Origin of the sequence: Campylobacter concisus, from assembly GCF_050447445.1 — a bacterium.
Taxonomy (GTDB): domain Bacteria; phylum Campylobacterota; class Campylobacteria; order Campylobacterales; family Campylobacteraceae; genus Campylobacter_A; species Campylobacter_A concisus_BI.
This window is the reverse complement of sequence record NZ_JALMFW010000002.1, coordinates 40313-54907: the sequence shown is the minus strand read 5'-3', so window position 1 is coordinate 54907 and position 14595 is coordinate 40313. Positions and strand designations below refer to the sequence as shown.

The following is a 14595-nucleotide window of genomic DNA, read 5'->3' as shown; positions in this document are numbered from 1 at the left end:
TTTTCAAATCTTTTGAACCAAGTAAGAAATTTAAAGCATTAAGTTTGATAGCGACCTTCGCAAGGTTCTTAGAACATTTTTCAAAATCACAAAAGTAGCCAAGTGTAGCATTTGTCTCTTTTAAACTTGCCATAAATTTATCAAAAGGAGTTATATTATTCATTTTTTACCTTGATCTTTTGGCTTACTTGTGGACAAGATTTAAATTTCACCTCAGTAAAATCATCAGCTCCAAGCACGATCTCGCTCTTTTCATAAGCCTTTTTGGCGATCTTACATGCCTCATGCTGATCTTTTGCTTTAAACTTTATCTTTTTACTTAAAATTTCAGTTATCTCAACTTCAAATTCTTTCATTAAATTCCCATTTTAATAAATGCTTGCTCACTCTCTCTTTCAAGCTGCCTTGATATATCTTCGTAACTAGCAAATTTTACCTTTTGAGCTATCTGCTCGTAGATGCTAGCCTTCAAAACGCTTTCATACTCTCTTTGCCTCTTTTTGTCTGCGATTATAAACATCCTAGCATTAAAGTCTTGAAGCTCAAAAAATTTGTTTAGTGAATTTTTAAAGTCTGTACTATGTTCAACTTCGTAAAATGAGTTTGGTAAATTTCTTTCGTTAAACCATATTGCATCTATTGTTTTTGCTCTTTTAACGATATCTTCATAACTAAATTTATATATCTCACTCAAGCTCGCAAGCTCGCAAAGTTTCTTATCTGATTTATAAATTTTGTTCTTATCTTGAGCTGGAATGAATGTTTGAAAATGTCTTAAATTTCCTATCTCAACGATAACGCCTTGATAATAAGAATGTGTAAATTTTTCATTTTGCGCACTCTTGCTATCACCTGTTTTGGCTAAATTTTTATCCCTAAACTCACAAAGTCCCCAAAGCCCAGCTATGATCTTATAAAACTCTTTATTAGTCTGTACTATCCGTCTTATACTAGCAAATGGAGTTTTACTACCCCAAGTGCTAACATCAGTTTTATGATAAAGATCAAAAAGCGTTGCCATGCCACCAAGGCTAGCTAACGCTTCTACTACACGCTCTTTTTGGTTCATTTCTCGCTTAGATACTCTTGCAAGCTTTTTACCTCAAGTGCTTTGCCGGTTTGTACTGAGCTTAGCGACTTAGCAGCAGCAAGTGCTGCGCGGATCGTTGTAAAGTAAGGAATTTTAAATCTAAGCACGTTTTGGCGGATCTTTTTTCCATCATCCACACTTGATTTTGTATCGCTTGTATTTATAACAAGTGCGATATCGCCGTTTTTAAGCCTATCTTCGATATTTGGTCTGCCCTCACTTATCTTATAGACAAACTCAGCATCCACGCCAGCTTCGCTTAAAATTTTATGCGTGCCGCCAGTTGCGATGACACTAAAGCCAAGTGCTATTAGCTCTCTTGCAAGGTCTGGTGCATAAGATTTGTCGCCATCAGTCAGCGTTAAAAAGACCCTGCCTTTACTTGGCAAAGTGTTGCTCGCAGCGATTTGACTCTTTGCAAATGAGCTTGCAAAATCGTGGCTTATGCCCATTACCTCGCCCGTACTCTTCATCTCAGGACCAAGGATGAGATCGGCGCCACTTAGCTTATTAAATGGCAATACACACTCTTTTACACAAATATGCGAACTTACACGAGGTTTTAGGATGTCGCCGTCCTCATAAACAACCCTGTAATCATCATAAAATTTAAGCGCTTCACGTAAATTTCCCTGCCACATAACTCTTGTTGCTACTTTTGCCATAGGCACGCCAGTAGCTTTGCTCACAAATGGCACAGTCCTGCTCGCGCGAGGATTTACCTCGATCATATAAAGCTCATTTTCATAGATAGCAAACTGGATATTCATAAGGCCGACAACGCCTAAATTTAGCGCAATATCTCTAGTTTGCTTCTCCACTTTTTTTATCATTTCTGCGCTTAAGCTCATCGGTGGCAATATGCAAGCTGAGTCGCCAGAGTGAATTCCAGCCTCCTCGATGTGCTCCATTATCGCGCCGATATAGACCTCTTTGCCGTCACATATCGCGTCTACATCAAGCTCTTTTGCGTCTTGTAAAAATTTATCAAGTAACACTGGCGAGTGGTTGCTAACCTTTACCGCCTCATTCATATACTCTTTTAGTTCGCTCTCGTTATGTACCCTTCTCATTGCCCTGCCGCCTAGAACGTAGCTTGGGCGAACGAGTACTGGATAGCCGATAGTCGCGGCTTTTTGCAAGGCTTCTTCTAAGCTAGTGGCGGTGTCATTTTTAGGCTGAAGGACGCCGATTTTATTTATAAATTCGCTAAATTTCTTTCTATCTTCGGCCACGTCGATCACTCTTGCAGTTGTTCCGATGATCTTTGCACCGATTACACTTAGGCGCTTTGCAAATTTAAGCGGAGTTTGGCCGCCAAAATGCACGATCACGCCGTCTGGCTTTTCACGCTCGATGACTGATCTAACGTGCTCAAAATCGATCGGCTCAAAGTATAAAATATCGCTCGTGTCGTAGTCGGTTGAGACGGTTTCCGGGTTGCAGTTGTACATTATTGTTTTTACGCCAAGGTCTCTTAAGGCGTAGCTTGCATGTACGCAGCAGTAGTCAAACTCTATGCCTTGTCCGATCCTGTTTGGACCGCCGCCTATTATCATCACTTTTTTGTCTGTTTTTGCTAGCTCTTTTTTAGGAAATTTAGTGATATTTGTAGATGAGTAGAGATATGGCGTTAGTGCCTTAAATTCGCCCGCACAAGTATCAACCTCGTTGTATTCAAGCTCAACACCAAGCTTTTGCCTAGCGAAATAGATATCATTTTGACTAAGCTCAAGATCGTCTTTTTCGTTTATAAGCACAGCTATCATCTTGTCTGAAAAGCCCATGCTTTTGGCCTCTCGTAGCAGCTCCTCGTTGTTTAAGATATCCATGTCGATCTTATCTTCAAATTTAACTATCTCATAAATTTGCTCCAAAAACCAAGGATCGATCTTGCTAAACTCATGCACCTCAGCCACGCTAAATCCATCTCTAAATGCCTGTGCAATATATAAAATTCTCTGCTCGTTTGCATTTCTGATGCCATAAACCAAGGCATTTTTTTCTAAATTTAAGCTATTAAATCCGCAAAGATCGCGCTCTAGGCTGCAAAGCGCTTTTTGGATACTCTCTTTAAATGTCCTGCCAATGGCCATAACCTCGCCAACTGACTTCATCGCAGTGCCTAGATATGGGTTTGATCCTGGGAATTTCTCAAATGTAAAACGTGGGATCTTTGTCACGATGTAGTCAATCACCGGCTCAAAGCTAGCAGGTGTGCCTGTGATGTCGTTTTTGATCTCATCTAGACTAAAGCCAACTGCTAGTAGAGTCGCGACCTTTGCGATAGGATAGCCAGTAGCCTTACTTGCAAGGGCTGAGCTTCGGCTAACGCGTGGGTTCATCTCGATAACGATCATGCGACCACTTTTTGGATCTATGGCAAACTGCACGTTACTACCACCAGTATCAACACCAATCTCACGAAGTATGGCAAAGCTAGCGTCACGCATAGCCTGATACTCCTTATCTGTGAGTGTGAGTGCTGGTGCAACCGTAATGCTATCGCCTGTATGAACGCCCATTGGGTCAAAATTTTCGATCGAGCAGACGATGATGCAGTTATCGTTTCTATCTCTAATGACCTCCATCTCGTACTCTTTCCAGCCAAGCAAACTCTCTTCTATCAAAATTTCATGTATCGGGCTTGCGTCAAGGCCGGTGTTGGCTAGCTCTTTAAACTCGTCCATATTATAAGCCACGCCGCTTCCTGCGCCGCCAAGTGTGTAGCTAGCTCTTATGATGAGCGGGAAGCCTATCTCATTTGCTGCATTGAGGGCGTCATCCATATTGTAAGCATATCTACTCTCAGGCAGGTCCATGCCGATCTTTTGCATAGTTGCTTTAAAAATTTGTCTATCTTCGCCCTTTTTTATCGCTTCTGGGTTTGCACCAAGAAATTTCACATCCTTTAAAAGACCACTCTCAAAGACCTCCATAGCGGCATTTAACGCTACTTGACCTCCCATCGTTGGCAAGATAGCATCAATATTTTCTTTTTCGATGATCTTTAAAATGCTATCTTTTGTGATCGGCTCAACATACGTTGCATCGGCAAAATTTGGGTCAGTCATGATGGTGGCTGGGTTTGAGTTGATAAGCACTACGCGGTATCCAAGCTCTTTTAGCGTCTTGGCTGCTTGCGTGCCTGAGTAGTCAAATTCGCAGGCTTGACCGATGACGATAGGGCCTGAGCCGATTAGCAAAATGGTATTTATATCTGTTCTTTTTGGCATCATTTTTCCTTTGTTACAACGTATAGATAGTTTGGTATGTTTAGCTTCGCATAGGGCTCAACTATCACGCTTTGATAGGAGCTCTCTTTTAAAATTTTACTCACGCGCCCTACTGGCACCCCACTAAAAAATATCCCATCAAGCCCGCTCGTAAAGACCTCGTCGCCCTCTTTTGGGCTGAGCCATTGTGGGATAAATTTCACCATTATTTGGCCTTGATTTCCATGGGCAACGCCTGGAATTTTGTCATTTCCTATGTAAACCGCAAATATACTTTTTGGGTCATTTTGTAAGTAAGCTAATGGCTTGCCGTCTTTTGCTATGACTATGCCAGCGCTATTTCCTTGATAGATGAGCCCGTAAATTTTATTTGGGTTATATCCTTCAAACTCGCTTATCCAAATTTTATTGTAATCCCCAATATGTACGTAGCTAAGCCCTTTTACTAGCTTTACAGCTGGGGCGTAGGCAGTCGAGTTTTTATCTTTTAAAATTTGATTTAGCTCGTTCGCAAAAGTAGAAAGAAGCGTGGCTGAGCGCTCTAGCTCTTCATTTTGCGCTCTTAGCTTTTCTATCTCGCTAGCCTGCCTAAAATATTCGTTTATATAGTCTTTCACGCTTTTAGCAAAATTGTCGTATGAATTTGTAGCATAGTTACTAAACCCAATAGAAAGATTACTTAAAATTTCTCCCTTAAAAACTGAGGCCGTAGCAAGCAATGCTATAAAAACAAAAAGAACAATCTTACTCTTCATTTGTCAGCTGTTGTAAAAGCCCAATCTCTTCAAGTGCCTTGCCAGTTCCTCTAGCAACCGCAAGGAGTGGCTCATCTGCTACAAAAACTGGAAGTTTAACGATATCAGATAAAAATTTATCAAGCCCCCTAATAAGAGCACCGCCGCCAGTTAGTACGATACCAGTCTCCACGATATCACCAGCAAGATCAGGCGGCATCATCTCAAGCACAGTTTTAAGCGCATCTGCGATCTCTTTTAGTGGTTCCCTCATCGCCTCTCTTACATCTTCGCTTGTTAGCTCGACTCTACTTAAAAGACCACTTACCTGGTCACGACCTTTTACCACCACGCTTAGCTCTTTTTCAAGCTGCACGGCAGAACCTACGGCAATCTTTATCTCCTCGCCAGTTCGCTCGCCTATTAGTAGGTTATATTTCTCTTTTATATAATTAACAATGCTAATATCAATCTTATCGCCAGCTGTGCGGATTGATTTTGAGATGACTAGACCACCAAGCGAGACAACACCTATCTCAGTCGTACCGCCACCGATATCAACTACTAGATTGCCTTGTGGCTCACGAACTGGTAAATTTGCGCCAATCGCTGCTGCCATAGGCTCTTCGATCAAAAATACCTCTCTTGCTCCAGCACTTAAGGCACTCTCTCTAACGGCCTTTCTTTCGACCTGAGTAAGTCCATAAGGAACTGAGATGATGATCCTTGGGCGTAAAAAGCTTTTTCTTTTATGAGTCTTTTCTATAAAATAGCGTATCATGCGCTCAGTCATATCAAAATCCGCAATTACGCCATCTCTCATCGGCCTTATCGCCTCGATATCGCCTGGAGTTTTTCCTACCATCTCTTTTGCAGCATGTCCGACCGCTAAAATTTTTTGTTTGCCATATTTCTCACGCCTTACTGCAACAACAGAAGGCTCGTTTATTATTATGCCTTTATCCTTTACCAAAACAAGTGTATTTGCTGTACCTAGATCTATACCCATATCACTTGAGAAAAAACCTATAACCTGATCTAAAAACATCTATTTCCTTTACGCTATTTTCTTATCGTGCTTTATTAAAATTGGCTTTGCCTTATCTTTTACAGTCTCTTTTGAGATAACAATATCATATTCTTTTAGCTCTGGCAGCTCATACATTATGTCTGTCATGAGCTCTTCCATTATACTTCTAAGCCCTCTGGCTCCAGTCTTTCTCTCAATAGCCAGACTTGCTATCTCTTCAAGTGCTTCATCATCAAATTTAAGTGTAGCACCGTCAATCGCACAAAGCTTTTGGTATTGTTTTAATATCGCATTTTTTGGCTCAGTTAAAATTTTTACCATATCTTCTTTTGTTATTTCATTTAAAGTGGCTACTACGTGAAGTCTGCCAATAAGCTCTGGAATGAGGCCATACCTCACAAGATCGTCTGGCTCAAGTAGGCTTAGTAAATTTTCTTTTTCATTTTTACCACGTTTTTCTTGGTTAAATCCAAGTACGTTTTTACCAATCCTTCTCTCGATAATATCAAGAAGTCCGTCAAATGCACCGCCACAAACAAATAAAATATTTGTCGTATCTATCTGGATGAAGTCTTGGTTTGGATGTTTTCTGCCACCTTTTGGCGGGATATTTACAACACTTCCTTCAATGATCTTTAAAAGCGCTTGCTGCACGCCTTCGCCTGAAACGTCTCTTGTGATACTTCTATTTTCACTCATTCTAGCGATCTTATCGATCTCATCTACAAAAACAATGCCCTGCTCCGCCTTTTTCACATCGCCATTTGCAGCTTGTAAAAGCCTTGTTAGGATATTTTCAACATCCTCACCTACATATCCGGCTTCAGTTAAACTCGTAGCATCACAAATCGCAATAGGCACATCAAGAAATCTCGCCAAAGTCTGAGCCATCAATGTCTTGCCACTTCCTGTTGGTCCAACAAGTAAGATGTTTGATTTTGAAATTTCAGTGTCGTCTTTGATATCACTTTGTTTAAAAATTCTTTTATAATGGTTATAAACACCAACACTAAACACTTTTTTGGCCCTATCTTGACCAACCACGTAGTTGTCAAGTACTGATTTTAGCTCCTTTGGTGTAAGTTTTTGATACTCTATTACTTCTTCGTTTCTGCTCTCTTCTACGCTAGTATCTCCGTGTATCATATCGTATGCCGCAGCGATGCAGTACTCACATATATAGGCATTTCCTTCTATATCTGCTAGTAGCCTTCTCTCGGCAGACTCAGCCTCTCCACAAAAATTACACTTTCTAGCCATTAATCTCTTCCTTTTGCAAGCGGAATTCCTCTTGTTGTTTCTAATATAAATTTACACATTTTCTTCACGTTTTCGTCGCTAGTTTTTGAGATCAGCTCGTTTGCTTGATCTTTTAAGCTGATACCTTGATTAAATAAAAATTTATAAGCACGAACCAGCTCTTCAACCTGCTCTTTGTCAAATCTGCGTCTAATGCCAACTAAATTTAGGCTTCTTATATAAGCTCTGTTGCCCTCAGCTAGGCAAAATGGCACTACGTCTTGGCTTAGTGCACTTGCACCTGCGACCATGCAGCTCTCGCCAACTCTAACAAACTGATGAATTGGTGTAAGGCCACCTACAACAGCATAGTCGCCAAGCTCGACGTGACCTGCTAGAGTTGCGTTATTTGCTAAAATGACGTTGTTGCCTATTATGCAGTCGTGTGCAATATGAGAATATGCCATGATAAAGGCATTATCTCCGATCCTTGTTATGCCATCGCCCTTGTGCGTGCCTGAGTTTATCGTGCAAAACTCACGTATAGTTGCGTGCTCTCCGATAATAACGCCGGTATCAATCTCATCTTTATAGCTGATATCTTGCGGGATATCGCCCACGATCGCGTAGCTAAATACACGAGAGTTATCGCCGATCTTAGTCTTGCCAAGCACCCTTGCGCCTTGCTTTATCGTGACGTTATTGCCAAGGACTGCATCTTTACTTACAAATGCATAAGCCTCGATATTTGCGTCATCTCCAATGATCGCTCCATCTTCTATAACGGCTGTTTGGTGGATATTCTTCATTGTCTCTCTTTTTCTTAAAGCCTATTTATCGACTATCATCGCTTTTAGCTCAGCCTCAGCGCAAAGTGCGTCATCTACATATGCCTTGCCTTCAAGCACCCAGATATTTCCCTTGTGTTTTAATACATTTAGTCTATACTCTAGTCTATCTCCAGGGCGGACTGGATGGCGAAATTTTGCTCCGTCTATGCTCATAAAATAGACCACTTTATTCTCGATACCAGCTTGATGCTCATCACTCATGCTTTTAAAAGCTAGCACGCCGCCAGCTTGCGCCATGCCCTCAATGATCATTACGCCAGGATAGATCGGGTGACCTGGGAAGTGCCCCTGAAATATCGGTTCGCCAATGGTTACATTTTTGTAAGCGACAATGTTTTTTGCAGGCTCTAGCTCGACAACTCTATCTATAAGTAAAAATGGGAATCTATGTGGAAGAATTTTTTGAATTTCTACGACGTCTATCACGTTTTAGCCTTAGTAATGTAAATTTGTGGCGATTGTAACAAATTTATACTAAGAAAAAAATTATTAGCCTCTTTTAAAAATCTCTAAATTTCGCCTTATGTGGCAAAAATTTAATTCACTGTTTTAAGATAAATTTTATAAACTCACCTTTTAGTCTAAAATCAAAATTTCTTCGCTATCGTTATAAAAAACAACCTTTGCGTAAATTTCGTAGCTACCCTTTTTGACCTCGTCTAGGATGATGATAGGATTTTGTGAAAATTCTCCACTTATATCACGGCGAAATTTCATCTCATCACTAAGCTCAAGCGGTCTTTTGCAAAGCTCATCCATGCTTGCAAAATTACTATTTGTAAATTTATTAAATCGATTTAAGCTCATAAAAACCACGCCCTCTTTTAGCTCATCATCCATCTCACAGTCACTAGCCACATTTAGCTTCAAATTCTCCCTTTTAAAGCCAGAGTAGAGTACAAAGTAGCTCGGTGTCACATGACCTTCAAATTTTACGCAAGCGCGTAAAAGTCTGTAGTTTAAAAATCGCCTTCTAAAAAGGTGAAATTTCTCTCCCTTTGCCTCGCACTCGCGCACCTTTTTATAAAGCTCAAGCCTCACTTCTATGCTACCATAAAGCGCCCTTGCGTGTAGCTCGCTCATTAGCTCACTTTGTGGCAAATTTTGCGAGTCGCGCTGTTTTTTTAGCGCAAAGACGCAGCCACAGTAGTTTTGGTGATAGAGCTTGTCTTTTTTAGCGAGGATAAACTGCTCGCTTGTGCCACCATTTTTTCTATAATCAACTGCAACAGCCTCCAAATTTGAGCCAGCCACCGCCTCATCGAGCGCCTTTTTAAGCTGAGAAAAGTCCTTTTTTGGACTCATTAAAAGTGTCGTCGTGATCTTATTTAGCCCCAGCTCAAGCGCCTTTTTAGCGGAGCCTTTCATACGAAAATTAAAGCAATATTCACACCTTTTGCCCTTTTCTGGCTCATCTTCAAGCCCCTTTGTGCCACCAAGCCACGCCTCATAGTCGTATTCGCCGCATATTAGCTCGATGCCTAGCTTCTCACAGCTTCGCTTCACGTCCTCAAAACGCAGTAAAAATTCGCTATATGGATGTATGTTTGGATCATAAAAATAGCCGACTATTCGTTCATTTGGGAAGTCTTTTCGTAAGCGCCCTAAAAAGTAGTGGCTATCGACCGAGCAGCAGATGTGAACTAGCAAAATTTAACCTTTTTTTTGCTCGCATTATATCAAAGATTATTTTTATAAATTTTTGCAGCATCAAGGTATTTTTTAAGGACATTTTGGCTTGCAAGATCCTCAAATTTACCAAAAGCCACCTGCTTGCCAGCCTCGATTATTAGCACCTTTTGTGCTATCTTCATCGCGCTTAAAATATCGTGCGTGATAAAAATAATGCTGATCTTTTCATCTAAGCTTAAAAGCAAATTTATGATCTTTTGCTTTGTCTCGTTATCAAGCCCGCTTGTTATCTCGTCACAGATTAAGATTTTTGGCTTTGAAAGAAGTGCTAGCAGTATCCCGACCCTTATCGCCTCACCGCCACTTAGTTGAGAGGGGAATTTTTCTAAAATTTCATCTTTTAAATTTAAATTTGCCAAAAGCTCTTTAAGCTCATTTTCACTAAAGCTAAGCTTAAGGTATGATCTCACGTGAGCGATCGCGGTTTTTACTTTTAGCGCTGGATTTAGGGCTTGTTTTTGGTTTTGCAAGATATATCTGATATCTTTTTTAAGCTCATTTTTGTCCGTGATCTCTTTATCGTTTATATAAATTTTGCCCCCACTTTTTGGCTCACTAAATGATATAAGCTTTGCAAGCGTGCTTTTGCCACTGCCACTTTGACCTAAAATGGCTAAATTTTCGCCATCATCAAGCTCGCAACTTATCCCCTCCAAAAGGTGCAAAACTTCAGCTCTAGCGTTAAAATGCTCCTTAAAGCTTAAACTTTTTGATACGTTTTCAAGCCTGATTTTCACGCATTTTCCTTTAAATTTAGCCGCCCATCTCTCATCTGCCAAATTTCATCACTAAGATAGCTTGTTAGCGCCTCATCGTGCGAGATAAAAATGACGCTCATCTTGCCCTTTAAACTCTCCAAGATGCCCGCCACGTGGCTACCGCTAATGCTATCAAGCCCGCTTGTTATCTCGTCGCAGACTAAAATTTTTGGCTTCAGGCAAAGAGCCAGAGCGATCTGCACACGGCTCGCCTCGCCGCCACTTAGCTCGTATGAAAATTTGTGCCAGATGAGATTTGCATTATCTAGCCCAAACTCCCCAAAATAAGCAAACGCAAGCTCTTTATTTGTTTTATTATCGCCGCCAAGATAGGCGTTAAAGTGATCGCCCACGTTTAAGAGCGGATGAAGGCTGGCAACAGAGTTTTGAAAAACAAGCGCAGCGACCTTTCTTCGGTGCTCTTTTAGCTCATTTTGGCTAAGTTTTAAGATGTCTTTTTTGTAAATGCTAAATTTATCCGCTCTCACTCTAAAATCATCATCAAAAAGCCTTATTAAGCTCTTTGCAAAGAGCGATTTGCCGCTGCCACTAGCGCCTGTGATACCTATAAATTTACCCTCACTCATGCTAAAATCAAGCTCACGCAAAAGCTTCTTATCCTTATAAAAAATGTTTAAATTTTTAATCTCTATCATATTTTTATATTGCCATTTTTTGAATTTGACGTGATGATCGAGGTTGCAAGGATGAGCAAAAAGAGCGTCACCCCAGGGAAAAGCACCATCCACCAAGAGCCAAGAAAAAGTGCCTCTTTACTCTCATTTAGCATGATGCCAAGGCTTATTTTGTTTGCGTCACTTCCCACGCCAAAAAAACCAAGCGTGGCCTCCATGACGACCGCGTTTATAGCATTTATGCCAAAGATGCTAATTATTAGATGCTTTAAATTTGGCAAAATTTCAAAGCATATAAGGCTAAATTTGCTAGCTCCATTTATCACGGCTTGCTCGGCGTAGTCGCACTTTTTATTAAGTCTAAAATTTTGCATAAAAACTTTTGCGCCCTGCATAAATGAGCAAATGGCGATGATAAAAGATGTTATAAAGAGATTACCGCTACTAAATGAGCTAAAAAGCATGATAAAAACGATGTTTGGTATGCTTAAAAAGGCATCAAGCCCCTTATCAAAAAGGCTCTCGCAAACTTTACTCTTGCTCGTGCCAAAATATGCGTAGATGAGCAAAAAAAGCGTAGTTAAAAAGCCAGCTAAAAGCAAGATAAGAAGCGAGTTTTTAAGCGCGTAGGCAACTCTTATGAGATTGTCCCTGCCTAGGATGTCAGTGCCAAAGATATGCTCGCTACTTGGAGCTAAATTTACCGCCATAAAGTCAGTGAAATTTGGCTCAAACTTAGAAAAAAATGGCGTTACAAAGGCAAATGTGACAAGAGCTAAAAATACAAAACAAGCTAGGAAAAATATGACTTTTCTCATAAATTTCTCTTATCTGCCAAGATGGCGAAAATTTTAGCCAGTAAATTTGCAAAAACGACAAAAACAGCCGTTAGCAAAATGGTCGCAAGTGCGACTGGATAGTCCTTGGCGATCACCGCATCAAGGCTTAGTTTGCCAATGCCAGGAAATGAAAAAATGCTCTCTATGACGTATGAGCCAGCAAAAACGCCAGCCACAAGAGTGGCGAAATAATAGACTATATCGGTGCTTGCGTGCTTTATGGCAAAGAGATAAATTTTGCCCCGCCCCAAACCTCTAGCGTGAGCCGTCTGGATAAAGTCAGCATTTAGGCTTTGATTTAGCGTGTCTCTTACAAATTTCACGTTTGCGCCAAGGTGTGGCAAGATGATGGCAAGCGTTGGCAAGATGATAAATTTAGCCCCAACACCGCTAGAGCCTAGCTCGTTTGCCCCAGAACTTGGCAGCACGTTTAGATAGACACTAAAGATCGCTATTAGCACAAGAGCGATGTAAAAATGTGGCAATGAAGCTAACAAAAAGGAGCTAAAATTTATAAAAATATCAGCAAATTTATTCTTATAAATGGCACTTAAAAGCCCTAAAAAGAAGGATAAAAGAGCTATCAGAAAAAACGAAGTAAAAAATAAAATAAGCGAGTTTAAAAGCCTCTCTTTAATGAGCAGCGACACGCTTGCCCCACTTACAAAACTAGTGCCAAAGTCGCCCGTGACAAAGTGAGCCAGCCATCTAAAATACTGCACAAAAAAGCCATCTTTTAGCCCCAAATTTTCTAAAATTTGCTCTTTTACAGCCACGCTCACCGCCTCACTTCGCAAAAACATCGCGTCAGTGACATTTCCTGGCAAAAAATATATGAGTAAAAATAGAAAAAATGAGATGAAAAACAGCAACCCAAGGCTTGAGATCGCTGTTTTTAAAATGGCTCTAAACAAAGTTTTTATCCACTATTTTACTTGCCACTCTCTTATGTTCCATAAAAATCCAGCCCCATGGTGGCCCAAAATTTGCGTCTTGATGCCTGAAATTTTGTTATTAAAAACGAGCGGATAGTCAAGATAGGCTATAAAAATGTAAGGTGGGTTTTCATGAAGCGCTTTTAGAAATTCTTTATAGTACTTTTTCCTAAGCTCTGCGTCTTTTGTATATCTTGCGTTTTTTAGGGCAAGATCAACGTTTGCGTCCTTGTAGTGGCTAAAGTTCCAGCCATTTTCATTTACGCTCACATCGGCAAATCCACCAAAAATTCTATATGTGTGAAAGTCCGGATCAAATGGGCTTCCCCAGCCGATCACAAAGCTATCTACCTTGCTTAGATCAAAAGCTGTTTTTGGCTTTGCGTAGGCTTTGGCTTTTACACCAAATTTCTCAAACTCGCTGCTTAAAATTTTGGCTAGATTGACCCTTAAAACGTCGTTATTAAAGGCATAGATGTCAAAGCCAAGCTCCTTGCCGTCCTTTTCAAAAAAGCCAGCCTTGTTTTTCTTAAAGCCACTTTTTTCAAGTAGCTCTTTAGCCTTTTGCGGATCGTAGCTAAATTTAAACTCACCGTCATTTGCAAAGCTTTTTTCTATCGGGTTGTTCGCCACACTTGCATATCCGTGGAATAAATTTTTAACTATCTCATCTTTATTTGCCGCGTAGTTTAGGGCTATCCTTACATTTTTATCTTGAAAAAGAGGATCTTCAAAGTTAAACATCAAAGCTCTGTAATCCGCACTTTTAAATTTAAGTAGGCCAAGTTTTTTATCATCTTTTATAAAATTTACCCCTGTTGGAGAGATGAGTGCGACGTCGATCTCACCGCTTTTTAGCCCAACTAGTCTTAAATTTTCATCGCCGACAATTTTAAAAAATACCTTTTTTATCTTTGGCTCACCCTTGTAAAATTTCTCATTTACCGCAAATTCCAAACTCTCATCTTTTTTCCATTTTACTAGCTTGTATGCGCCAGTGCCGATAGGGGCATCGTTAAATTTATCAGTTGCAATATCTTTTCCTTTTAGGATATGCTCAGGTAAAACGCCAAAACTAAGCGCGTCTAAAAACGGCGGAAACGGCTCGCTAAGCGTGATCTTGACCCTATAATCCCCTAAAATTTCAACGCTTTTTACCACCTCGTAGTTTGATATAGCTGGCGCGTTTAGCTTCTTATCTTGAGCTGCTTCAATGGTAAATTTAACATCCTTTGCGCTAAATTTCACCCCATCGTGCCAAAATGCGTCATCTCGTAGCTCAAAAACATACTCCAGCTCATCATCACTCACCTGCCAAGACTTCGCAAGCTCTGGCACGACGTGGCAATTTTCATCATGGCTCGTAAGACCAGAAAAAACTAGAGAAAGCGTAGGGTCGTGATCCTCGTCATAGAGTGGATTTATACGAGGTGTTTGCTCCTCAATAGCGACTACAACGGCATTTTCATTTGCATAAGAAAGAGTACCAAACAACAAAAAAAAGATAAGCAAAATTTTCTTCATCACAATCCCCTTTGTTTAAAAATATTTCTGCA

The 14595-nt window shown here is 40.4% G+C and carries 15 protein-coding genes; all 15 read right to left on the bottom strand.

Features of this window, described 5'->3' with window-relative positions:
- Positions 1-133, bottom strand: a 133-nt coding sequence (locus tag MTT30_RS09865; RefSeq protein ID WP_429801870.1) for a DpnII family type II restriction endonuclease, incomplete at its 3' end; no start/stop codon positions are given.
- Positions 134-155: 22 nt separating this feature from the next.
- Positions 156-356, bottom strand: a complete 201-nt coding sequence (locus MTT30_RS09860) for a DpnD/PcfM family protein (RefSeq protein ID WP_103592802.1) — start codon at positions 354-356, stop codon at positions 156-158.
- A complete protein-coding gene (locus tag MTT30_RS09855; RefSeq protein ID WP_429801869.1) occupies positions 356-1069 on the bottom strand; it encodes a hypothetical protein in 714 nt (237 codons plus the stop codon). Before MTT30_RS09855 ends, MTT30_RS09860 begins: the two co-directional genes overlap by 1 nt.
- Positions 1066-4326 carry a carbamoyl-phosphate synthase large subunit gene (gene carB, locus MTT30_RS09850; RefSeq protein WP_429801868.1) on the bottom strand — a complete coding sequence of 1087 codons (3261 nt, stop codon included), beginning with the start codon at positions 4324-4326 and terminating at the stop codon, positions 1066-1068. The genes MTT30_RS09855 and carB overlap by 4 nt, the downstream gene beginning before the upstream one ends.
- Positions 4326-5081: a rod shape-determining protein MreC gene (mreC, locus tag MTT30_RS09845; protein ID WP_087578294.1), complete on the bottom strand. Its 756-nt coding sequence runs from the start codon at positions 5079-5081 to the stop codon at positions 4326-4328. Before mreC ends, carB begins: the two co-directional genes overlap by 1 nt.
- Positions 5071-6108: a rod shape-determining protein gene (locus tag MTT30_RS09840; protein WP_021090637.1), complete on the bottom strand. Its 1038-nt coding sequence runs from the start codon at positions 6106-6108 to the stop codon at positions 5071-5073. The genes mreC and MTT30_RS09840 overlap by 11 nt, the downstream gene beginning before the upstream one ends.
- Positions 6109-6117: 9 nt before the next feature.
- Positions 6118-7350: an ATP-dependent Clp protease ATP-binding subunit ClpX gene (clpX, locus tag MTT30_RS09835; protein WP_429801867.1), complete on the bottom strand. Its 1233-nt coding sequence runs from the start codon at positions 7348-7350 to the stop codon at positions 6118-6120.
- Positions 7350-8138: an acyl-ACP--UDP-N-acetylglucosamine O-acyltransferase gene (gene lpxA, locus MTT30_RS09830; RefSeq protein ID WP_429801866.1), complete on the bottom strand. Its 789-nt coding sequence runs from the start codon at positions 8136-8138 to the stop codon at positions 7350-7352. The genes clpX and lpxA overlap by 1 nt, the downstream gene beginning before the upstream one ends.
- Positions 8139-8159: 21 nt before the next feature.
- On the bottom strand, positions 8160-8606 hold the full coding sequence (gene fabZ, locus MTT30_RS09825; protein ID WP_021091063.1) for a 3-hydroxyacyl-ACP dehydratase FabZ: 447 nt from the start codon (positions 8604-8606) through the stop codon (positions 8160-8162).
- A 150-nt stretch (positions 8607-8756) separates the two neighbouring features.
- Entirely contained in the window at positions 8757-9830 is a 1074-nt protein-coding gene (locus MTT30_RS09820) for an epoxyqueuosine reductase QueH (protein ID WP_429801865.1), read from the bottom strand.
- A gap of 29 nt (positions 9831-9859) precedes the next feature.
- Positions 9860-10609, bottom strand: a complete 750-nt coding sequence (locus MTT30_RS09815) for an ATP-binding cassette domain-containing protein (protein ID WP_429801864.1) — start codon at positions 10607-10609, stop codon at positions 9860-9862.
- Positions 10606-11286 (bottom strand): ATP-binding cassette domain-containing protein, encoded by a 681-nt coding sequence (locus tag MTT30_RS09810; protein ID WP_429801863.1) that lies wholly within the window; start codon positions 11284-11286, stop codon positions 10606-10608. The genes MTT30_RS09815 and MTT30_RS09810 overlap by 4 nt, the downstream gene beginning before the upstream one ends.
- Complete coding sequence (locus tag MTT30_RS09805) at positions 11283-12083, bottom strand: ABC transporter permease (RefSeq protein ID WP_429801862.1); 801 nt, start codon at positions 12081-12083, stop codon at positions 11283-11285. The genes MTT30_RS09810 and MTT30_RS09805 overlap by 4 nt, the downstream gene beginning before the upstream one ends.
- Positions 12080-13018, bottom strand: a complete 939-nt coding sequence (locus MTT30_RS09800; protein WP_429801861.1) for an ABC transporter permease — start codon at positions 13016-13018, stop codon at positions 12080-12082. The genes MTT30_RS09805 and MTT30_RS09800 overlap by 4 nt, the downstream gene beginning before the upstream one ends.
- Before the next feature lie 12 nt (positions 13019-13030).
- A complete protein-coding gene (locus MTT30_RS09795; RefSeq protein ID WP_429801860.1) occupies positions 13031-14563 on the bottom strand; it encodes an ABC transporter substrate-binding protein in 1533 nt (510 codons plus the stop codon).
- Positions 14564-14595 lie beyond the last annotated feature (32 nt).